Source organism: Gordonia bronchialis DSM 43247, from assembly GCF_000024785.1.
GTDB classification, from domain to species: Bacteria; Actinomycetota; Actinomycetes; order Mycobacteriales; family Mycobacteriaceae; genus Gordonia; species Gordonia bronchialis.
Genome location: NC_013441.1, coordinates 2,802,204 through 2,822,668 on the forward strand (window position 1 = coordinate 2,802,204; position 20,465 = coordinate 2,822,668).

The 20,465-nt window shown below is 62.9% G+C and carries 15 protein-coding genes and 1 pseudogene; 8 read left to right on the forward strand and 8 right to left on the reverse strand.

What is annotated here, in order from left to right; translation table 11 throughout:
• Nucleotides 1-190 precede the first annotated feature (190 nt).
• Nucleotides 191-1,126: a M23 family metallopeptidase gene (locus tag GBRO_RS13015; RefSeq protein WP_012834400.1), complete on the reverse strand. Its 936-nt coding sequence runs from the start codon at nucleotides 1,124-1,126 to the stop codon at nucleotides 191-193.
• Between the two features lie 392 nt (nucleotides 1,127-1,518).
• Between GBRO_RS13015 and GBRO_RS13020 the strand changes: the two genes are divergently transcribed.
• From GBRO_RS13020 to GBRO_RS13030, 3 genes are all read left to right on the forward strand, one after another.
• Nucleotides 1,519-2,133 (forward strand): TlpA family protein disulfide reductase, encoded by a 615-nt coding sequence (locus GBRO_RS13020; RefSeq protein WP_012834401.1) that lies wholly within the window; start codon nucleotides 1,519-1,521, stop codon nucleotides 2,131-2,133.
• Nucleotides 2,130-2,942: a cytochrome c biogenesis CcdA family protein gene (locus GBRO_RS13025; RefSeq protein WP_012834402.1), complete on the forward strand. Its 813-nt coding sequence runs from the start codon at nucleotides 2,130-2,132 to the stop codon at nucleotides 2,940-2,942. Before GBRO_RS13020 ends, GBRO_RS13025 begins: the two co-directional genes overlap by 4 nt.
• A gap of 236 nt (nucleotides 2,943-3,178) precedes the next feature.
• Nucleotides 3,179-4,120: a cation diffusion facilitator family transporter gene (locus GBRO_RS13030; RefSeq protein ID WP_012834403.1), complete on the forward strand. Its 942-nt coding sequence runs from the start codon at nucleotides 3,179-3,181 to the stop codon at nucleotides 4,118-4,120.
• Nucleotides 4,121-4,225: 105 nt separating this feature from the next.
• Here the strand turns inward: GBRO_RS13030 and GBRO_RS13035 are convergent, their stop codons facing one another.
• A complete protein-coding gene (locus GBRO_RS13035) occupies nucleotides 4,226-4,798 on the reverse strand; it encodes a vitamin K epoxide reductase family protein (protein ID WP_012834404.1) in 573 nt (190 codons plus the stop codon).
• Nucleotides 4,799-4,857: 59 nt separating this feature from the next.
• The gene (locus tag GBRO_RS13040) at nucleotides 4,858-5,502 is read right to left on the reverse strand and encodes a DsbA family protein (protein WP_012834405.1); all 645 of its coding nucleotides are present in this window, start codon (nucleotides 5,500-5,502) and stop codon (nucleotides 4,858-4,860) included.
• Nucleotides 5,503-5,764: 262 nt separating this feature from the next.
• Between GBRO_RS13040 and lnt the strand changes: the two genes are divergently transcribed.
• Complete coding sequence (gene lnt / locus GBRO_RS13045; RefSeq protein WP_083775695.1) at nucleotides 5,765-7,216, forward strand: apolipoprotein N-acyltransferase; 1,452 nt, start codon at nucleotides 5,765-5,767, stop codon at nucleotides 7,214-7,216.
• A 744-nt stretch (nucleotides 7,217-7,960) separates the two neighbouring features.
• Here lnt and GBRO_RS13050 read toward each other — a convergent pair.
• Nucleotides 7,961-9,208 (reverse strand): L,D-transpeptidase, encoded by a 1,248-nt coding sequence (locus tag GBRO_RS13050; RefSeq protein WP_012834407.1) that lies wholly within the window; start codon nucleotides 9,206-9,208, stop codon nucleotides 7,961-7,963.
• A 432-nt stretch (nucleotides 9,209-9,640) separates the two neighbouring features.
• Here GBRO_RS13050 and GBRO_RS13055 point away from each other — a divergent pair, with 432 nt between their 5' ends.
• Together GBRO_RS13055 and GBRO_RS26345 are read left to right on the forward strand one after the other, a co-directional pair.
• On the forward strand, nucleotides 9,641-11,278 hold the full coding sequence (locus tag GBRO_RS13055) for a cytochrome c biogenesis protein ResB (RefSeq protein ID WP_041919886.1): 1,638 nt from the start codon (nucleotides 9,641-9,643) through the stop codon (nucleotides 11,276-11,278).
• Nucleotides 11,279-11,412: 134 nt separating this feature from the next.
• Nucleotides 11,413-11,739 (forward strand): DUF4229 domain-containing protein, encoded by a 327-nt coding sequence (locus GBRO_RS26345; protein ID WP_012834409.1) that lies wholly within the window; start codon nucleotides 11,413-11,415, stop codon nucleotides 11,737-11,739.
• Nucleotides 11,740-11,921: 182 nt separating this feature from the next.
• Here GBRO_RS26345 and GBRO_RS27030 read toward each other — a convergent pair whose 3' ends face one another.
• The 3 genes from GBRO_RS27030 to GBRO_RS13070 all read right to left on the reverse strand — a co-directional run bounded on the left by GBRO_RS27030 (nucleotide 11,922) and on the right by GBRO_RS13070 (nucleotide 15,018).
• Nucleotides 11,922-12,443 carry a M23 family metallopeptidase gene (locus GBRO_RS27030; protein ID WP_227892892.1) on the reverse strand — a complete coding sequence of 174 codons (522 nt, stop codon included), beginning with the start codon at nucleotides 12,441-12,443 and terminating at the stop codon, nucleotides 11,922-11,924.
• A gap of 1,298 nt (nucleotides 12,444-13,741) precedes the next feature.
• Complete coding sequence (locus tag GBRO_RS13065) at nucleotides 13,742-14,374, reverse strand: adenylate/guanylate cyclase domain-containing protein (RefSeq protein ID WP_041920500.1); 633 nt, start codon at nucleotides 14,372-14,374, stop codon at nucleotides 13,742-13,744.
• Nucleotides 14,375-14,418: 44 nt separating this feature from the next.
• Entirely contained in the window at nucleotides 14,419-15,018 is a 600-nt protein-coding gene (locus GBRO_RS13070) for a class I SAM-dependent methyltransferase (protein WP_012834412.1), read from the reverse strand.
• 15 nt (nucleotides 15,019-15,033) lie between these two features.
• On the opposite strand from GBRO_RS13070, the pseudogene GBRO_RS13075 reads away from it, so the two are divergent.
• Nucleotides 15,034-15,588, forward strand: a pseudogene (locus GBRO_RS13075) (TetR/AcrR family transcriptional regulator); the annotation flags it as partial.
• Between the two features lie 86 nt (nucleotides 15,589-15,674).
• On the forward strand, nucleotides 15,675-18,716 hold the full coding sequence (locus GBRO_RS13080; RefSeq protein ID WP_006896188.1) for an MMPL/RND family transporter: 3,042 nt from the start codon (nucleotides 15,675-15,677) through the stop codon (nucleotides 18,714-18,716).
• Nucleotides 18,717-18,754: 38 nt separating this feature from the next.
• Here GBRO_RS13080 and GBRO_RS13085 read toward each other — a convergent pair whose 3' ends face one another.
• The gene (locus GBRO_RS13085; protein ID WP_006896189.1) at nucleotides 18,755-19,978 is read right to left on the reverse strand and encodes an IS110 family RNA-guided transposase; all 1,224 of its coding nucleotides are present in this window, start codon (nucleotides 19,976-19,978) and stop codon (nucleotides 18,755-18,757) included.
• Between the last annotated feature and the right edge of the window lie 487 nt (nucleotides 19,979-20,465).

Sequence of the window (20,465 nt, forward strand, 5' to 3'; positions counted from 1 at the left end):
ATCACGCACATCGTGCGCGCAACGTCACCGGGGCCCTACTACGGACTGTAGTCAATCAACTACTAAGTAGCATAGTTTGTATTGGAATCACCAGTCGTGGAGCACGCCTCGTCATGACTGCGACGAGACATGGCCTCCCTCAGAGGTATCAGGATCAACGGGCCGTCGCGGCCGAGCGTCGCTGCCGTCCCTACCGCCAGAGGTCTGCACTCCCGGTGCTGGGCGGCTCGCTGGGCGTGATAGTAGGAGGTTCGGCGTCGCTGTCGGAGGGAAGATGTACGCCGCGTTCAGCGAGCCAGGTCACCGGGTCGAGAGCTGCACCGGATGCATCGGCAACCTCGAAGTGCAGGTGGGGGCCGGTTGAGTTACCTCGATTGCCGACCGTGGCGATGGGTTGGCCAACCGCGACCGGCGCTGCCGCCGCGATGAGGTTGTCGTCATTGTGGCCGTAGGTAGTGATTGTTCCGTCGGCGTGCCGGATGCGGACCCACAATCCGAAGCCTTGGGCAGGACCAGAGTTGATTACTTCGCCGTCGGTGACCGCGAAAATCGGTGCCCCCAGGTCGTTGCCGATATCTAGACCCTGGTGCCCTCGGCCGTCACCGAAAGTAGAGGTGATTCGACCATTCGTCGGAGCGACCACCGTCCCGGGTGACGGCGCCGAGAACTGGGATCGACCGGTCGGTGCGGGATGCGGGGCCGCGGGATCGTGGGGGCGCATCTCCAATGCCAGAAGCGCCAGCAACCGCCCGATCGGTAGTGCGTCGACAACCAGTTCGGCAGCTGCTCGTCCCGCACTGAGTACGGCGGCAAAGCATCCCACTGCAGTGATGGGATCATCGGTCGGCACCGACGGCTCGACTGGGCGCGCTCGATCACTCAGACATGTGCTCACTGTTCGAATTTCGTCGGTCAGGGCTCCCATCGCCGGCCCGCCCAACGATGTCGAGATCGTCTCAGCGACCAGCTGAGCGAACTGCTGGGCCACGTGGGTGTCATCCGCATCGGCTCGCGCTCGAGCGTCGACCGAGAAGCTCAGCAGAACCGCAGCAACGATCCCCGCGACCCCCAGCCTCAGGCAGGGCTGTTTTTCGTCGCGGCGACGGGTGATGGACGACATAGGCATGCCGGGAGACCTTCCAGGGATGGGCGCGGCGGACTGGAGCGCAGCACCCCACGCTAGGTGCGCATGGGGCCACGGCGGTAGCCCTCCGCTCGAACCATAGGCCTCACAGGTCACAGCAGTAACACGGGCAGATTGAGTACCTATCGCGATTGGCTTCCCAACTACTAGTGCATGTAGTTGTGATCAGATGGCATCTGAAGCGGCCTAGACGCAATGTAAGGAAGGCCATAAGTGCAGTTGAGAGGCACATTCGACCGTTCGAGTATCACGTTGTAAACAACGATGCTGTGATCGTCGGACGAGTCGGTCCTCACAAAAACTATGACATTGTTGACAAATCCCTCGTTGATCTACCACGCTGCGTAGTAGAACGACGTCAAGGAGCGCTGATAGTGCAGCAGGGGATAAGGTTGTCCGCGGCACGGGCGGCAGTCCTGGCGTTGATCTGTGTGGTGCCGTGGGTGGCATCGGGCTGCGCCGGCGATGACGCGGTCGCTCAGGGCGGAACCTTTCAATTTGTCTCGCCTGGCGGGCTGACAGTTATCACTTACGACCCGCCCGCGAGCCGTCAGAGTATCGCTCAGGTCTCCGGCCCTGATGTGGTGACAGACCAGAACATCGGACTCGACGACTTCGCTGGCAAGGTCGTCGTCATCAACGTCTGGGGTTCGTGGTGTGGCCCATGCCGGGGAGAAGCCGACGACCTCGAGTACGTCTACGAACAGACTAAGGCCTCGGGTGTCGAGTTCCTCGGTATCAATCTGCGCGACAACCGGCAGGCCGCGCGTGATTTCATTGTCGACCGCAAGGTCGCTTTTCCATCGATCTACGACTTTGCCGGTGTCACGCTGGCCGCGCTGACCACTCCGACATCAGTGGTGCCGACCACCATTGTGCTCGACCGCGAACACCGTCCGGCCGCAGTGTTCCTCAAGGCCATCACTGCCGACGAACTCGGGACAACAGTCAAGCGAGTCGTCGCTGAGCCCACCGCGCAACAACAATGACGCCACAGGCCGTCGAACTACAGGCCGCAGTTGGCGAGACGTTTGCAGACGTCGTCGTCGGCGGTCCGCTATTGCTGGCACTGCTCGCGTGCGTGATCGCCGGACTGGTGTCGTTCGCCTCGCCGTGCGTCGTCCCGCTCGTTCCGGGGTATTTGTCTTACCTGGCTGGCGTGGTCGGCGCCGAGGCCCCCGCGGTGTCGGTGGGGGAGCCGACCAAGCGGGGTCGATCGCGTGTGGCGGCCGCGGCGATCCTGTTCGTCGGCGGCTTTACTGTGGTATTCGTCGCAGCGACTGCGACAGTGCTGGGGGTCACAACCACTTTCGTGGTGAATCGTGAGATCTTACAGCGCATCGGCGGCGTGGTGACCATCATCATGGGGCTGGTGTTCATCGGGCTGGTGCCGGCACTACAACAGGAACGACGGTTCGCGCCCCGCCGGATCTCCAATATCGCCGGCGCCCCGCTGCTGGGTGCGGTCTTCGCACTCGGGTGGACACCATGCCTTGGGCCCACGCTAGCGGCGGTCATCGCTACCGCCAGCGGCACCGAGGGCGCTACCGCAGCCAAAGGTGTCGCGCTGATCGTGGCGTACTGCGCAGGCCTGGGCATTCCCTTTGTCGTCCTTGCATTTTCCTCGGCGTGGGCGTTGCGCAGCCTCGGCTGGTTGCGCACCAACGCCCGCACAATTCAGATCGTTGGTGGCGCCATGATGATCGCGGTGGGCATCGCCTTGGTCACAGGACTGTGGGACCAATTCATCGTATGGGTCCGCGACGCGTTCATCACCGATACCCAACTACCCATTTAAGGCCTGTGGTGGCGGCGACGGTTCGCCGTCCCAGCGTTCCCCGCTGTACACCGACGATCCCCGAACACCGAAACAGCGCCGACGCCACCCGCGACCGCGGGCCATCCCACCACACCGCCCAGACCATTCCACAGTTCCGTAACAGCTCGGCCTGACATATAGTCACATGCGCATATATTGATACATTCGGGCGCGCGTAGCCCGTCCGAGTGCGGATCGAACGGAGAGCGCGAAAAATGGGAGCCGGACACAACCACGGACCGACCGACCCTGCATCCAGCGACTCGTCGCTGCGAGTCCGGCTGGCGATAGCGTTTGCTCTTACAGGGATCATCGTGGTTGCCCAACTGGTCGGGTCGGTGATTACGGGGAGTCTTGCCCTTCTGACTGATACAGCACACGCCGCGACAGATGCGATTGGTTTGGCGGTTGCGCTCGTCGCAGCAACGGTGATGCACAGACCGGTCAGTAAAACTCGCACATGGGGCCTGCGGCGCATTGAGGTCATCGCCGCCCTGGGTCAGGCCTCGCTGCTGCTCGCGGTCGGCCTCTACGCTGCTGTCGAGGGCGTGCGGAGATTGTTCGCTCCGCCTGAGGTGCCCTCGACCGAGCTGCTGCTCTTCGGAGTGATCGGGCTCGTGGCAAACATCGTCGCAATGCTCGTGCTCGCCTCGGGACGAGGCGCCAACTTCAACATGCGAGCGGCGTTTCTGGAGGTCCTCAACGACGCGTTGGGATCACTGGGTGTGATCGTCGCCGCGATCGTCATCGCTACCACCGGTTTCCAACGAGCCGACGCGCTGGCCGGGCTGTTCATCGCGCTACTCATCGCACCCCGCGCCCTCAAGCTCATGGCAGAGACGACCCGAGTGCTGATGGAATTCACGCCCAAGGAGATCGATCTGGACGACGTCCGGGCCCACATTCTTGAGATGGATCGTGTGCAGGACGTGCACGACCTTCACGCGTCGACGGTGGCCACTGGTCTACCGATCATCAGCGCTCACGTCGTGGTCGATGACGACTGCTTCCAGGACGGCCACGCCCCCACCATTTTGAACGACATCCGGACGTGCGTGGCGACCCACTTCGCCATTTCGTTCGAGCACTCCACTTTCCAGCTCGAGACCAACGCCCAACGCCACCAGGAAGAAGCGTTGGCCGCCCATCATCCATGAGGGTGTCGCGTCGGCGTCACCCCCATAAGCACGTCCGGTCTGCGCACGAGTGCAAGAGTGTTGCCGCGAGAGACCTGGTGCCTCACCCTTGGCGCCGGTCCACGGTCACACCAGCGTGGACCAGTACCACCAGAAGCGTTCGGTGATCAGGAAGATCACTGCCATCACCCACACCAGTGGTACTACGGTGTGCACTGTGAAGGCGACATCGAGGACTCGGCGTGCTCTCCCCGGTGGGCAGAAATGGTCGGCATTGCGCAGACTCACATACCAAAAAGCAACCACGACTACCACCCACACGGCCATGCAGTACGGACAGAGAGCATTGATTCGGTACAGACTCTGAAAGATCAGCCAATGGACGAATACCAGCGCACCCGTCAGTCCGATCTGCAGTCCGATCATGACCCAGGGCGCCGGCCGACGTCCCATCAGGACGGCGACAGCGAGTAGAGCTGTAAACCCTACGATTCCGATCAGAGAATTGGGAAACCCGAGGACGACCGCCTGAGGGGTGTCCATCACCGATCCGCAATTGACGATCGGGTTGATACTGCAGGTCGGTGTGTACTCCGGATCGGTTCCCAGTTCGAACTTTTCGACCGTCAGTGTGAACGCAGCGGCAAGCCCAACACCTCCGCAGACCGCAAGAATCCACGCGAGCAACCGCGGGAACACCGGAATCTGCGCATCTGGCGCCGAGGCTGAGGGCGTTGAGGCTTGCCGGTGTGGGGTGGTCACTGCCGTATCGCGGATTCGAGCGCAGAGCTCAGATCATCATACCCTTCGGGCTTGATGCGTTCGTCGTTGATGAAAAACGTCGGGGTTCCGGTGACACCTAACGCTTTACCGTCAGCGACATCGCGGTCGATAAGCTCCCGGGTGGCCTGCGAGTCGTAGGCGGCGGCGAATCGCTCCATGTTCAGGCCCAGCTCCCGGGCATAGGAGAAGAACAGATCGTCCAGCGGGACCCTCTGCTCACCCCAGCTGCGTTGCGTGTCGAACATCTTGCGGTACATCGGTTCGAACTGGCCCTGTTCGGCCGCCGCGGCCACGGCCCGGGCTGCGCGGTCAGCGTTGAAGTGCCCGGGGAGGGGAAAATAGCGAACCACGAAAGTGACCTGATCTCCGTATGTTTGGCGTAGCTGCTCCACCGCCGGGTACGCCGCCCCACACCCTTCACATTCGAAGTCCAAGAATTCGACGAACGTCGCCTTGGATTCAGCCGGAGCCGACAGCCGCGGAGAATCGGGCCTTGCCGTCATGCTCGCTTGGTCGCCGGACTGTTCGCTTTCGCCGGCCCGGGACACCACGAAGACCACCGTCAGCGCCAAGCAGAATACGAACACTGCCGCGAGCGACATCCTGACGTTACGGCTCATCGAGACACCACTCCGAGTCGAACCATGAGCGCTTGAGCTGGCACGATCTTCACTCCTGTCAGATTACTACTACCGTGACTAGTAGTTTACAGGCGCGCGGTTCCGGCCGGGCGACGGCGGGCGCCGATCTCGCGCTCGACAGAAATCGGTGAGGGAGCGGTGCTCTGTGAGTCGCCATTCGGATGCTCGGCGTGTCAGCGCACTTGTACCGCCGGCGCTTCATTCTGTGCTGCGGACCGCAGCTGCGGTCGGTTCGGGCTGGATGCTGTATGTAAGCTTTCCTCCGCGCCACCTGTGGTTCCTCGCCCCGGTGGCTATTGCGATTCTGGTGGTGACGCTGCGGGGACGCTCGCCTCGGGCGGCGTCAGGCTACGGCTATCTAGCTGGGCTGGGATTCTTTGTGCCGCTGCTGCCGTGGGTCGGCACCTATGTGGGCGCGGTGCCGTGGCTCGCCTTGGCAGCGGCCGAGGCCGTGGCGTTCGGGGTCTTCGGGGCGTTGGCGGCGGTGGTCGGCCGATGTCGTGGCGCGCCGTTGTGGCTAGCGTGCGCCTGGATGGCTGTCGAGGCCGCCCGCTCCCGCGTTCCTTTTGGCGGTTTCCCCTGGGGTCGAATCGCATTCGGTCAGCCGGATGGGTTGTTGCTGCCGTTGGCGGCACTGGCCGGCGCGCCGGGGTTGTCCTTCGTTGTGGTGCTGCTCGGCACACTCCTGGCCGCGGTTGCAGCGGCTGTGGTCAACCTGCACCCTCGGGCGTTGGCTGGCCCAGCCGCAGCAGTCGCCGCAGTTGGACTGTTGATGTGGATGTTGGTGCCCTCGCAGACAGCAGTTCCGGCGGAGCAGTCGGTGACGGTGGCGTTGGTGCAGGGCAACGTGCCTCGGTTGGGTTTGGACTTCAATGCCCAGCGACGTGCGGTGCTTGATAATCATGTCCAACGCACCCTCGATCTTGCTGAGAAGGTTCGTACCAGGCGGGTCGTTCGTCCCGATGTGGTGGTGTGGCCGGAGAACTCTTCTGATATCGACCCGTTCGGAAATCGCGATGCTGCCGCGCAGATTGATCGTGCGGCGCGGGCGATCGGGGTGCCGATCCTGGTGGGCGCCGTGGTCACCGGGAACAACAACACCGCCCGCAATACGATGGTGGTGTGGGATCCGGTCAGCGGGCCGGGTCAGGAGCACGACAAACGCCAGCTGGTGCCGTTCGGGGAGTACTTGCCGATGCGGAATTTGATGATCCGACTGTCTTCCTATGCCGCTCAAGCCGGCAACTTCGTTCCTGGCACAGGTAAGGGCGTCGTGGATCTCGCGGGAGTGCCCGTGGCGGTGGCGACTTGTTACGAAGTCGCGTTCGATGATCTGGTGGCCGAATCGGTGCGCGCCGGTGCGCAGCTGATCGCGGTGCCGACCAACAACGCGACGTTCGGACGCACCGAGATGACGTATCAGCAACTCGCGATGTCACGGGTTCGGGCAGTTGAACATGATCGGGCGGTCGTCATCGCAGCAACCAGTGGTGTGAGCGCTGTCATCAAGCCTGATGGGGATGTTGCGCAACAAACAGCGCTGTTCACCCCGGATGTCCTGATCGCGCGGGTACCGCTGAAGACAACGACGACCATAGCGACCCGGGCCGGAGCAGCAGGAGAAGGGATCTGCGCAGCCGTGGTCTTGGCAGTACTGGTCGTGCGTACGTGGACGTCCCGTCCCCGCACCTGAAGGAGCGCGGTGCACGTAGCGGCGCTCACGATGTGGCGATGACAAAGTAGGGGGCGCCATCTGCGTCGGTTGCCGGGGGCGAACAGCAGCTGCACCCGGGGTCTGCTGTGGCAGAGCAGTTATCGGCGCCGCGCGCGTCAACAGTTGCGGAGTCGTTAGCAGAGAAATCGCGGCTGACAGTGGTTGATCCGCGGTGGTCGATACCGAAGTGCAGAAGCTTCGCCTGTGCCGTGGTAGCCAGCAACCGAGATCCGTCCCAGCTCTTCTAGTGCAGCGCTGCGTTTGAGGAGCGCGCCGTGGTGGCTGACGGCGCAGATTGCGGCAGCGACCGTCAGCCGGTAGCGCGATCGCAACGCACACGGGGAAGCGGCTACCAGGACCAGTGCGGGGAACGTCACTCAGTGCGTGCCCATGCATTGGGACCGCCGCTGGTACCGGCGTGGCTAGTGTCGAGACACCTGCGACCGCCAGGACCGCCGTCACGAAAGCGGCCGGACGGGGTCAACGCATACGCCACCAACCGTCCGTGGCGGCGCCCGTTCATCAAGTCGGCACTCGTGACCAGGCACAGAGGGGCGAAACTAGATTCTGAGCCAGAGGGATACCTACTACCCGTTGATATGACAAATGGGCGCAATTCGCGCATGACCCTCGGCCGAAGCCGGCCTGTCGTGTCATGTCAAGACCGGACGAGCTCAGTCGCTGGCGAACAATGTGAGTGACCAGTCGAGCAAGTCGGAGCCTCTAGGTGTCTGCGTTGCCCTTCTTCCACTGCGACCACGGAATGTTCCAGTCACCGAGTCCGTCGACTCCCGATAGCGTTTCGGCGTTGGTGTTCTTGACCGTGACGGGGTCTCCGCGCAGGGTGTTCTTCACGAGCCACTCCGCGTCTGCCGGACTTAGATTTGGGCAGCCGTTGCTGACATTACTGTTGCCCTGCGCCGCCATTGACCACGGCGCCCCGTGCATATAGATGCCGCTGTAGGACATTTGGACCGCCCACTCGACGGGTGTTCGGTATCCCGCTGAGGATTCGACAGGCACTCCGTAGGTGGAGGAGTCCATGACGATGTGCTCGACACGATCACCGATCATGTAGATGCCGCGTGGAGTCGGTGTGCTGTCTTTGCCGAACGACGTCGGCATGCTTCGGATAACCTTGCCACCCCTCTTGACGACGATGGTCTTGGTTGAGTCGTCGGCTTCGATTTCTTGAGCTCGGCCGATTGCGAAGTCGTACAAAAGATTTCTGTTGCCGTAGAGCCCGTCGCCGAGGTCGACTCCGTAAATGTTCACGGCAACACTGACCTTGGTGCCTGGCGTCCAGAAGCGTTCGGGCCTCCATCGGACTTCGGAGTCGCTGATCCAGTAGAACGCGCCTTGCATCTGAGGATCAGAGGTGACCGTGATCGCATCCTGGGCCTTCTTTCGGTCAGGGATGGGAGCCGCGAATCGAACACCGATCGTATGGGCAATGCCGACGGTCTTCTCGCCGAGGATTACCGCGCTGGTCAGCGATTCAGGCGAGGCTGTGGAGAAACCTTGCGAGACGCTCAAACGACCACCCACACCCACGGCCTCGGCTCGAACGGAGTATCGCTTCGAGTACCCCAGCGGCTGGGTGCTTATCCATGTGCTGCCGTCCTCGCTCAGTGAGCCCGCCAAGGCACGGCCACTGGCTGTGGGGATATCAACCTTTGTCAATGCGCCGCGACTGGCTGTCACAATGATAGGGAGCCCAGGTTCAACGACCGCGTTGGGTGCGAGTCGGCCACCGCCGGCGGTGCCCACAGCGATGGAGGGTCGTGTGATGTCTGCAAAGCTGTCGACGGCCTGAATCTGGTCACTGTAGGTTGAGCCACCGCTGGCCGAGCTGCATGAGGTCAGTACCACCACAACGGCCGTCAGCGCTGCAAGTACCAGTAGTTGGGGAAGTTTGACCCACGCCGGACGGTGGCGCCGAAGAATTCTCAGACGCCGCGGCGACTCCATATCGCCAGTCGATCGGCGGTTACGAAGCGTCTCGCCCAACTGGGTCCCCAAAGCGCCAGAGCGGCCCATCAGTCACAAAGCCCTTCATCCGCTGGGACAACAACGGCACCACAGAGCATAGGCGCCGTTACAGATCTCACTAACCATGATAGTAGTTAGCTTACGGTCACGACCCTTCGCTCTCTGATTCGGCATCGAGCTGCATCACCGTTTGCTATCTGCCAGTCTGAACTACTACTCTTCGTAGTAGCGGCCCAGGCCAGAAAGAGCAGGTGAGACCCAGGTGGCGGTGCTGGTACGGAAGTCCTGGCGGCCGACCACGCTCGTAGTGTCGGGTGTCGATCGGCACACAGCCGAGGACTTCGTCGGCGCCCGCGTATGCCTTTCTCCCGCAATCGATAACTATCTGACCGCGACGTTACCGGCGCCACGATGACGGGCACCGAAACGCCGACGCCGCGCCGACGTCGTATGCTTGGCCGCCTACCCAAACTGTGGCGATCGCTGACGTCGATGAAAACAGCACTCATCCTGCTGTTCCTGTTGGCCGCAGCCGCAATCCCGGGCGCCCTGCTGCCACAACGACCACTCAACGAGCAGAAGACTGCCCAGTACATCGCCGACCGGGGCTCCCTCGGCATGTGGATGGACAGACTGCAGCTATTCGACGTCTTCGCCAGCTCGTGGTTCACCGCGATCTACGTCCTTCTGTTCGTTTCGCTCGTGGGTTGCCTCGCTCCCCGAATCCTCGAGCATCTGCGCGCTGTGCGCGCTCGTCCAGTCCCCGCGCCGCGCAACCTCACCCGCTTGCCGCGGCACATCGAGGACACAGTAGAGGGAGATCCTGACGAGGTTGCTGCCCTCATCAACGCCAACCTGCGGGGCTGGCGTCGAGTCACCACCACGCGACCAGCGACCGGGACCACCACAGCCGTTGAGATCTCCGCAGAGAAGGGCTATCTCCGTGAGTGGGGAAACCTGGTGTTCCACTTCGCTCTGCTCGCCCTGTTGATAGCGATCGCGGCCGACAAACTCTACGGCTACGAGGGCACCCGCAGTCTCGTCGCCGATGGCACGCAGGGGCTATGCAACACCTCGACCGCAGTCTATGACTCATTTCGTGCAGGCAGCCTGGTCGACGGTACCGACCTCTCACCATTCTGCGTTCGCGTCGAGGGCTTCGATGCCCGGTTCCTGCCGAGCGGTCAGCCCGACATGTACGAAGCTGACGTTACCTACACCGGCGACGTGCGGCAGCGTGACCCCGCTACCTGGAACACCGCGCGTATCCGCGTGAACGAGCCCCTGCGAGTCGCCGGCGACCGCGTCTATGTCCTCGGCAACGGCTTCGCGCCTACGTTCACTGTGACATTCTCGAACGGGGAGCAGCGCACTCAGACAGTGCTTTTCATTCCCGACGACTTGCAGACGATGCTGTCCTCAGGCGCGGCCCGTTTTGATACCCCAGCGGGCCTCTACCCCAACGCAGACGAACGTCGCAACCAACAGATCGCGATCGAGGGCCTGTTCGCTCCGACCGCAGCATTCCAGGGAACGCTTCTCACCTCATCGTCTCCCGTGCCGAATGATCCATATGTGGCTATCAGGATCTACCAGGGCGACACCGGACTGGATACCGGTCGCCCGCAAAACGCGTACTCCCTCAACCAAGCGCTCATCGAGCAGGGCCGACTCCAGCAGCGAGCACAAGTCAATCTCAGGCCAGGAGAGACCCACACCATCGCCGACGGCACCGTGGTGCGCTTTGACGGCTACGAACGATTTGTGTCCATGCAGGTTTCGCGTGGGCCGGCACAGAATTGGGTCTTGCTTTCGGCGACTGTGATGCTGGCTGGGCTACTTGTGTCTCTGCTTATCCGGCGCCGCCGAATCTGGGTGCGGTTGGTGCCCGTGAAAGTCGATGGCCAACGAGTCACTGCTGTGACAATCGCTGGTCTGGCCCGCACCGATCAGGCTGGGTGGGGCGAAGACTTCACCGAGCAGGCGCGGCGATGGATGACCGAGCCTGTGCCGACAGACCGCCGACCCCGGCGCATACGTCGCCGATGAGACGTACCTCCGTACAGATTCGTCCTGCGGGGGGAATCTATCCCACTCCGTGTCAAAGAACTCGCCGTGAGGACGGTGTCAAGTCGCATATTCAGCCGATCGCATTCAACCCGCACACGGAAAGCCTCCCGACCATGAGCAGCAAGAATTCTCACGGCGCCACCCCCTCACCCAGTTCTTCGGCCAGGTCTCTTATCGCAATTGCCCTGCTGTATAACACCGCGCGGTTAGCACTCGCTGCTGTGCTGTGTGGTTTAATCCTGTTGCTGTCCTACGCAATTGACTTGAGCTTCCCGATTCTCGGAGCTGTCGTCCTCGCCGTGATTCTCAGTAGTCCAGTCTCGATGATCGTCCTCAAACCCCTACGAACTCGCATCAATCAGCAGGCCGACGCAATCGATGCCCGCCATGCGACCAAGAGGGGGCTGGGCGAAAAGCCGCGTGGCAGACCTGCCGGATAATCGAAACCACGACCTTGGCGCCCGCGCCAGCGCACCGTTGCTGTCAATCGATCGAGGTCACCTTCGCAGAATGCTTCCGTCCTGGAACCGCAGAACAGCTCCGGGGGCGCGACGTCGGCTCGGCTCACGCCCGAGGCGCCTGGCCACAAGAGTCGCCAGCAGCTTGCGCAGATATTGCCGGGTCATCCGACGACATAGACTCCCCGCGTTCTCAGCCACTGTCCCGGGTCGAGTTTGGGTCCGTCTTGCTGCCAGACCTCATAATGCAGGTGCGGGCCGGTGGAGTAGCCACGGTTTCCCACCGTTGCGATCTGCTCGCCGGCCAGGACTCGTTGCCCGACACTCACTAGTGCCTCGTTGATGTGCCCATATACGCCGATCGTGCCGTCGTCTTGCAGTACGCGTACCCATAGACCGAAGCCGTCGGCTGGGCCGGATTCGATAACTTCCCCATCGCTGGCCGAGACCACCGGTGTGCCAATCGTGTTCGCGATATCGAGGCCATAGTGCGTGGTGTTCCAGCGCGACCCGTAACTCGAGGTCACGGTACCGAAGGTCGGCGCCGCCGACCGCGGCCGTGGTGGCGGTGCCGGGGGCTCGGGGCGCCGCAGCCGATCTGGCTGAATCAACTCACGCATCGCCGCGGTGAACTCATCGCGAGGCGATGCCGCCGCTGTACGCGCGCGGTCGTATTGCTCGTCCACCGTTCCATCGACTGCAGGTCGTGGCGCTGCGGAGGACCCGGCGGCGGCGGACCCGCTGCCAGTCTGGAACACGGGGGTGATCGTTGGGTTGTGTTGATCGGCGATGGCGGTGGCCGCGGTCCCGCCGGCGACGCAAAGAACCACGGCAGCCACGAGCGATCCGCCCAACCCGGCCGAGGCCGCCGACCGTATGAAGGCACCCGGCACCTCCTCGTCGTCGAGCACAGCGAGAAAATTCGATGGGTCTTGCTCGCGGTGAGGTTCCGGGACACACAAAGCTCGCTCCCACGGCGCAATCGCGACTGTAGCCCTTGTGTGACTGTCGCCGTCGAGCCGGCGCTGTCGGTGAGGTAGCCCAAAAGCCCGATGGTCGGGCAGAGCCGTCGCATGAGGTCGCGCGGTATGCGAACCGGGAGCGTGTGGACGAGCGGCACGGGATGGGTATACCGACGGCACCCGAGGCGCATTCATCGATCGCGTGTATGCCGAAGGCGGGGAAGCCGGGGTGAGGGGCCGGGCGAACATGCCCACCGCCTCTGTTGGGTGCGGCATTCGATGTCGCCCACCAGTACGCTCGACACCCGAATGCCGGGGCCCCGTTGGTCCGGGGGAGAGGGTTACCAATGCGCCGCGCCGGGTCGCAGGTATGCCAGCGAGGGGTGCGCCGGGATCAGCTGTGCGATGCCGTGCCAAGGGGAGTCCTTCAGTCCAAGCGTCGGGCCGGAATGGAAACAGATCGATATCGAGCAGGACACGGCCAGGTTACTACTATGGAGGCTAGTGACTTCAAGTGGGCGTCAGAATCACCCGCCTTCATGCCGTTCAGTCGGCTAACTCGCAACAATTAGCGATGAGATCCGCGTCCCAGTAGGGGAGAAAGGTCGATCGCGTTCGACCTACGTACCCCACGTCCCTCCGGCACCCGCGCGGCACAGTAACCCGCCCGACGTCGTCAGGTTCCGTATATTACTAACTGAATTAGTAGTATCGCGGGGGAAGGGAGTAGCTAACACCTGACGGGAGATCCCCCTATGACTCGGTGGCCGAGTAGTGACTCGAGCGCGCCGTGGACCTCTGGCTGCGGGGCAGCACTCATAGCTTCGGCGCCGGCGTCTCTGCCGCAGGAGGCACGTGGGGTTGTGAGCGAGCCAAAGGCAAGTATCCGCCAGTGAAAGGTCAGGGTGATCCCGGAGGCTCGGCCAACCCATCTTGCGCATGGTGAGCTGTTGACTCATCTGGGGGGGCAGGCAGCCGCCAACGACGTCGGGTGGCCGCGGCTGCGACGTCACTGACTACAATTAGAGGTCGAACCGGTCGGCGCAGCCGTCGGAGCAGAACCACCAATCCCGGCCGTTGCGAACCCGGTGGGCCGCCGCGGCCCTCGGGTCCACACCTATCCCGCATACCGGATCGTACGGGCGGCGGGCGGAAGCGAGAGAAAACGCATGCAGCTCGACCGAGGTGCTGATGTTGCGCAAGCTTCGCGGCCCAATGGAGGTGACAGGCAGCGACGCCCGCGTAGCGGCGGGCAGGACCGGGACGGTGATAACGGCCTGGCCGGCGCCGGCGAGCGCGGTGATACGGGCGGCGACGTTGACGTTGTGCCCAAAAAGGTCGCCGTCGCGACCGATGATCGCGGTGCCATGATGAACTCCCGCGCGCAGGGCTAGGAATCCACCCTCGTCGGAGGCCGCTTCGGCGAGGGCGGTAATCGTCGCCAGTATCGCGTCGGCGGTGCCCGCAGCAAGCATCACCGCGTCGCCGATTGTCTTGATCAACCGCACGCCAGGGTGCAGCGCTTCTCGGGCCTGCTCCGCCAGCCGGATGGCGAGTTCCGCAGCTTCGCGGTCGCCGCACATCTCGGTGAGCACGCTGTACCCAGCGAGATCGACGAACGCCACCGCCGCTTCTACCTCGTCGAGACCGGCCACCTCGTCGGACGGACCGTGATGGTGGTGACGGTGCGCCGCTGAGTTCATCGGCTCGGGCCGCGGGTCGCACGGAACCGTACAAGCCCCGCGTTCTCCCGAACGATCACGTCGCTTAGGGGCAGGCCCCCCAGGTGCGGCAAGAGTTGCCCGGGGTTGATGAAGCGGTGCGGTGCACCTTCGAGACGGTGCAGCAGCCGCGCCGGCACGGTGCCGAGCAGGTCATATCCGACCAGAGCTCCGCCGGGGCGGAGCACCCGCACGGCCTCGCTCAGTGCCTGCTCCCAGTCGATGACATGGTGCAACATGATGAATGAGACGACAGTGTCGAAGGAACCATCATCGTAGGTCAGGGCCGTGGCATCGGCGATCTCAGCGCGTGCCAGGGCGCCGAAGCCCCGCAACCGCTCTCGGGCTGCGGCGACCATCGCCGGGTCGAAGTCGGTCACCGTCACCTGCACCTGATGGGCCGGCACGCTTGACGTCAGCATCTGCGCCGCCATCGCACCACCGCCACCACCAATCTCCAACACCTCACCAGTAGGGCGGGTGCCCTGCAACGCCCACGGCAGTACCCACCGGGCAGTCGCTGTCTGCCACGGTGAGCTCCGACAGAACAGTGACTCGATCGTCGACATCGCTGGCATCCTAGTGGCTCCCACTCGACCTTGCTGAACAGTGGCGGGGTCGAAGCCGTTACCGTGGAGGCGGTCACTCGACTGTCTCGTGTTGCTCGCACCACCTTGTATCGTCACTTCGAGAGCTCCACAGATCTGGTGGCGGCTGCCTTCGAGCGATTGTTGCCTCAGGCCGAGACCCCCGAGACGACGACGTCGATCCGTGATGACCTGCTGAAGCTGATGCAGCGGCAGGCTGAGCTTATTGAGCAGGCACCGCTGCAGTTGACGACGCTGGCATGGTTGGCAATGCTTCCCGAGCAGCCCCGGCAATCCGGGCAATCCGACGGGGATCAGAACGCGCTCGCGCCACTGCGTCGTCGAGTCGTCGAGCAGTATCGAGAACCATTCGATCGAGTTTTGACGAGTGACGTGGCCACGGCGGAGCTCGGCGACCTCGATTTGACCATGGCAGTCACTCAACTGGCGGGCCCCCTTGTCTTTGCCAAGCTCACGGGCATTCGGTCGATGACCGTTGGCGATCTCGAACAGCTTGTCGACGATTTCCTCATGGCCCACCGGCGACACCAAACCTCCTGACCTCCTTCCCCATCTACGGTACTGCTAGTACCGTAACGATACCGTCGGTTTCGTAGACGGGCTGGGTCGAGGGTGAGGTGCTGCGTATGGTGGTCCAACGTCCAAGTGGTGGGCGCTTGGCGGCGCGCCGGTTGGCGGAACGCAGCGAGTACAGCACGACATTGGGGCGGTTGGCACGGTTCACCTTGGCGCACAGATTCCTCGTCATCGGGGCGTGGGTGGCTGTGGGTATCGTCTTGGCGATACTGTTTCCCCAGCTGGAGACGGTGGTGCGGCAGCAGTCTGTTGATCCGATCCCTGCTGGGGTTCCATCGTTTCAAGCACTCGATCAGATGGGTGGTGCGTTCGGTGAGAAGGGCGCCAAGACCACTGTTTTCGTGACCATGGAGAACCCGAACGGGTTCACCGACGTGGCGCGGGAACGCTACGACATGCTCGTTCTGCAGTTGCGCGAAAATTTCGACGATGTGCAGTCAGTGCGGGATTTGCTCTCCGATCCGACGACGGCCGGCCAGGCCTTGAGTGAGGACGGGCAAGCCTGGTACTTGCCTGTCGGGGTCACCGGAACTTTGGGAGGGCCAACGGCCACGCATGCTGTGGAGACCGTGCGCCAAACCGCGCAGCGCGTGTTTGACGGTACGGACACCACTGTCCATGTCACCGGGCCGACGGCCACTTTCAGTGACCAGATCGTCAGTGCTGAAAGCGATTTAGTCGTGATCACTGTGGCGACGGTGGCGCTTATCGCGATCATTCTGTTGATCGTTTACCGATCGCTGTTCACCGCGCTGGTGCCGTTGTTGGTGATCGGTGTCAGCCTCGGCGTGGGCCGCGGGGTCTTGTCCGCACTCGGCGAACTCGGTATGCCGGTATCGCAGTTCACCGTCGCGTTCATGACCGTCATCCTGCTCGGAGCCGGGGTCGACTACTCAGTCTTTTTCATCAGTCGCTATCACGAACGGCTACGCCAGGACGCTACCACTGAGGTTGCGCTCGTGGACGCGACAGCAACTATCGGACGGGTCATCCTGGCTTCAGCTGCCACGGTGGCGCTGGCCTTTTTGGCGATGGTGTTTGGTCAGCTGAGCGTGTTCTCCACCTTGGGTCCGGCATGCGCGATCGCCATCCTCATCGGATTCCTCGCCACGGTCACCCTGCTACCACCGGTGTTGCTGTGGGCGGCGCGATTCGGCTGGGGCGCACCCAGACGAGATCTGACCCGAAAGTACTGGAATCGCGTCGCCGTGCTCGTCGTGCGGCGTCCTGTGCCTCTGCTGGCACTAACCCTGGTCGGGCTAATCGTGCTTAGCGTCTTCGCGATGGGCATCCAGATCACCTTCGACGATCGTGAGGGGCAGCCCGCGACAACCGACAGCAACGAAGGCTACGCGTTGCTCGACCGTCATTTCCCTCAAGACGTCACTATCACTGAGTTCCTCGTTGTAGATGCACCGATCGATCTCCGTACTGCCAGCGGGCTGGCCGATCTTGAGCAAATGGCCTCACGTGTATCCCAGATCCCCGGAGTGACTCGAGTCATCGGTGTTACCCGTCCCACCGGGGACAAGCTCGAGCAAGCCGAGCTGTCCTGGCAGAACGGTCAGATCGGGGACCGGCTGGCGGGTGCGGTCGACGATGGCCAGAACCGCCGAGGTGACCTCGAACAGCTCCGTACCGGCGCATTCCAACTCGCCGACGGGCTTACTCAGCTCGACACCCAGGTACGCACCAACTTGGCCCCCCTGGCCGGCATCCTCGATCAGGCAAGCACAGCAGGGCAGCAAATTCAGCAGTACCAGCCGATACTCCGCCAACTCGCCGCATCTGCACCAGCGCTCGATCGCGCTTCTCAGAATGCCCCACAGCTGGCCGCGCTCACCCGCCAAACATCTGCAGCCCTGGCAACAGTGACCTCGATCCTGCCCATCCTCGATAATGCGCCCTGGTGCACCCAAGTCCCGCAGTGCGCAGCTCTGCGCGCGCAGACCCGCAATCTCGACGCCCTACTGAGCAACGGGACCCTCGACCAGATCGCCACGCTGTCAACACAACTCGCGCAGCTGGATACACCGATCTCAACAGTCACCGACCAACTCACTTCCACCGTCAACTCACTGGGCTCCACGCTGGGAAGCATCAGCAGCCAAGACCTTCCCGGCAAGCTCACCCAACTGCAAACAGGTATCAGTCAACTCGCGGCGGGATCACGCCAACTCGCCGCCGGTGTATCCGCGCTGATCGACAGCAACCTTCAACAACTCGCCGGGATGGCCGCGCTAGCCACACAACTACAAACCTCCGCCCGCGAGACCGCCGGAACAAACTCAGCAACCGGCTTCTACCTCCCACCTCAGGCCAACGCAGACCGCCGTTTCGTCGACGTCGCTCGCCAGTTCGTCTCGCCCGACGGCCATACCGTGCGCTACGCAATACAAACCAGCTTCGACCCCTACAGCACCGAGGCCATGCAACTGGCCGACACAATCACCGATGTCGCACTCGCCGCCAGACCGAACACAACCCTGCAGGACTCCAACATCGCGATAGCCGGGTTCCCCGCCATCAACGCCGATCTGCAACGTCTACTCACCGAAGACTTCCGACTCCTAGCGTTGGCCACCCTCACCATCGTCGGCCTGATCCTGATACTCCTACTCCGAGCACTCATCGCGCCGCTATACCTTCTGGGCACCGTCATACTCAACTACACCGCGGCACTGGGTATCGGTGTCCTGATCTTTCAACACATCCTCAAAACCGATATCGCCTGGCCCGTACCACTACTGGCCTTCATAGTCCTCGTCGCGGTCGGCGCCGACTACAACATGCTTCTTATCTCTCGCCTACGCGAAGAATCCCAAAACAACATCCGCATCGGCGTCCTGAGAACCGTCACCAACACCGGATCAGTCATCACCTCGGCCGGCCTCATCTTCGCTGCCAGCATGTTCGGACTCATGGCCGGATCCATCTCGATCATGACCCAGGTCGGACTCATCATCGGCATCGGCCTGCTGCTCGACACCTTCATCGTCCGCACCATCGTTGTGCCGACCATCGCCACACTTGTCGGCAGAGCAAGCTGGTGGCCGAGTACCCGAACCGACACGCATCCAGTGTCCCGCTAGTACGCACGCACGTGCCGAGATCTGACCGGCCCCGCCAGTCATCCAGCCATCGCGCCCACCTCATCGACTGACACCCGCTCGACGGTCGGCCGCGGCAACCACACCCTACCGTCGCGGATCAGTGCCCAGACCACGTCAACCAGACGTCTAGCGAGAGCGATGAGAGCGTGGACGTGGGAACGCTTCTCGCGTCGTTTGCGCTGGTAGAACTCGCGGGACGGGCCGTCGCGTTGCGAGCTGTTGAGTGCGGCCATGTAGAACACCTTGCGAAGTCCTCTGTGGTAACGCTGGGGTCTACGCAAGGCTCCCCGGCGGTTACCGGAGTCGTGCGGTACCGGAGCAAGACCGGCGTAGGCGGCGAGTCTGGCGGGCGAGCCGAACGAAGTGAGGTCGCCGCCGGTGATCGCGACGAGCTCAGCGCCGCTTCGGGTGCCGATGCCTGGCACGGATTCGAGAATCCGTGCGTGACGGTGGCGGCGGAACACCTCGGTGATCTGCTTATCCAGGTCGGCGATCTGACGGGTCAGCATGACCAACGAGGTAGCCGCGTGTTGCACCAGTAGGGCTGTGGTCGCCTCGCCAGGCAGGGTGACGGTCTGCGCGGCCGCCGCGGCACGGGCTTTGTCGATCATCTTCGGGATCGTGGGTCGGCGGACGCCGTGACTGCGCAGGTGGTCGTAGATCTCGTCGTCAGAGACCGCAGCGATCGCAGATGGCGTGGCGAAGCGGGTGAGGAACGTTAGACCGGTCAGTGTCGAGTAGTCGAAACACCGTTCTAGTGCAGGGAAGATGCGGGTCAGCAGGCCGCGCAGGCGGTTGATGCCTCGCGTACGTTCAGCGACGAGGTCGTTGCGATGTCCGGTCAGCAGGTCGAGTTCGATCGCGACGTCGTCGGGCGCCGAGACGGTGGCGAGATCGCCACGTAGGCGGGCTGTCTGGGCGATCACGACCGCATCGCGGGCATCGGTCTTGCCCTCACCCGCGAACGCACCGGTCATGCTGTGCACGACCCGGCCGGGCACGTAGCGGATCTGCTGGCGCCGCGCAGCCAGCACACCCCTCAGCAGCGCCGATTCCGGTGCGGTCATGTCGATCGCCCACACCACGAATTTCATGTCGGCGACCCGGTCCATGAGCGCTTCGATCGCCGGTTGATCGTTGGGAAGCCGCCGAGACCACAGCACCGTTCCCGCCTCATCGACCGCGGCGGCGTGATGCGCATGCCGACCGACATCAATTCCTACCCAGATCTTTTCGTCCATACTGTCCTTCCGTGTGCGGTTGGCTCGTCAGGGTGGTTTCGCCGGCACACCTTTACACAGCGACAAGTTCGCGAACACATCTCAATCAGCGGCCGAAACGACCCGTCACGGTCCGGGGTGACCTTCCACGCCAAGCCACCAGCGACAACAGGTGATTGTCGAGCCACGCCCCGAACCGCGGACGAACGTCCGAGGCGACCGCCCCGGACGTACTCCAACGTAAAGGTGATTGTGCGGAAGCGACGCGGGCCGCGGAAGAACTGGGTCTCGCGGTAGCGCTAGTCGTAGTCCAGATCGTCCGCTTCTAGGACTTGCGGTGCCATCCGCCCGGCTGCGCCTCCGTAGACAGGCGTCCCTACATGGGAGGACCCGCAGATCGTGGATCATCTATGTAACCATCGGCTTATGGTTCCGTCAGACGAAGTCCAACTTCTCCTTGACCACGTCCGCACCACTGGCATCGAACCTAGAGAGTCCGCTCGTGGCT

Bases quoted from the DNA above. Each gene is read 5' to 3' on its own strand.
- GBRO_RS13015 (WP_012834400.1), bottom strand. From the start codon at position 1,126: ATGCCTATGTCGTCCATCACCCGTCGCCGCGACGAAAAACAGCCCTGC.
- GBRO_RS13025 (WP_012834402.1), top strand. From the start codon at position 2,130: ATGACGCCACAGGCCGTCGAACTACAGGCCGCAGTTGGCGAGACGTTT.
- GBRO_RS13030 (WP_012834403.1), top strand. From the start codon at position 3,179: ATGGGAGCCGGACACAACCACGGACCGACCGACCCTGCATCCAGCGAC.
- GBRO_RS13040 (WP_012834405.1), bottom strand. From the start codon at position 5,502: ATGAGCCGTAACGTCAGGATGTCGCTCGCGGCAGTGTTCGTATTCTGC.
- lnt (WP_083775695.1), top strand. From the start codon at position 5,765: ATGCTGTATGTAAGCTTTCCTCCGCGCCACCTGTGGTTCCTCGCCCCG.
- GBRO_RS13050 (WP_012834407.1), bottom strand. From the start codon at position 9,208: ATGGAGTCGCCGCGGCGTCTGAGAATTCTTCGGCGCCACCGTCCGGCG.
- GBRO_RS13055 (WP_041919886.1), top strand. From the start codon at position 9,641: ATGACGGGCACCGAAACGCCGACGCCGCGCCGACGTCGTATGCTTGGC.
- GBRO_RS26345 (WP_012834409.1), top strand. From the start codon at position 11,413: ATGAGCAGCAAGAATTCTCACGGCGCCACCCCCTCACCCAGTTCTTCG.
- GBRO_RS13070 (WP_012834412.1), bottom strand. From the start codon at position 15,018: ATGCCAGCGATGTCGACGATCGAGTCACTGTTCTGTCGGAGCTCACCG.
- GBRO_RS13080 (WP_006896188.1), top strand. From the start codon at position 15,675: ATGGTGGTCCAACGTCCAAGTGGTGGGCGCTTGGCGGCGCGCCGGTTG.
- GBRO_RS13085 (WP_006896189.1), bottom strand. From the start codon at position 19,978: ATGGACGAAAAGATCTGGGTAGGAATTGATGTCGGTCGGCATGCGCAT.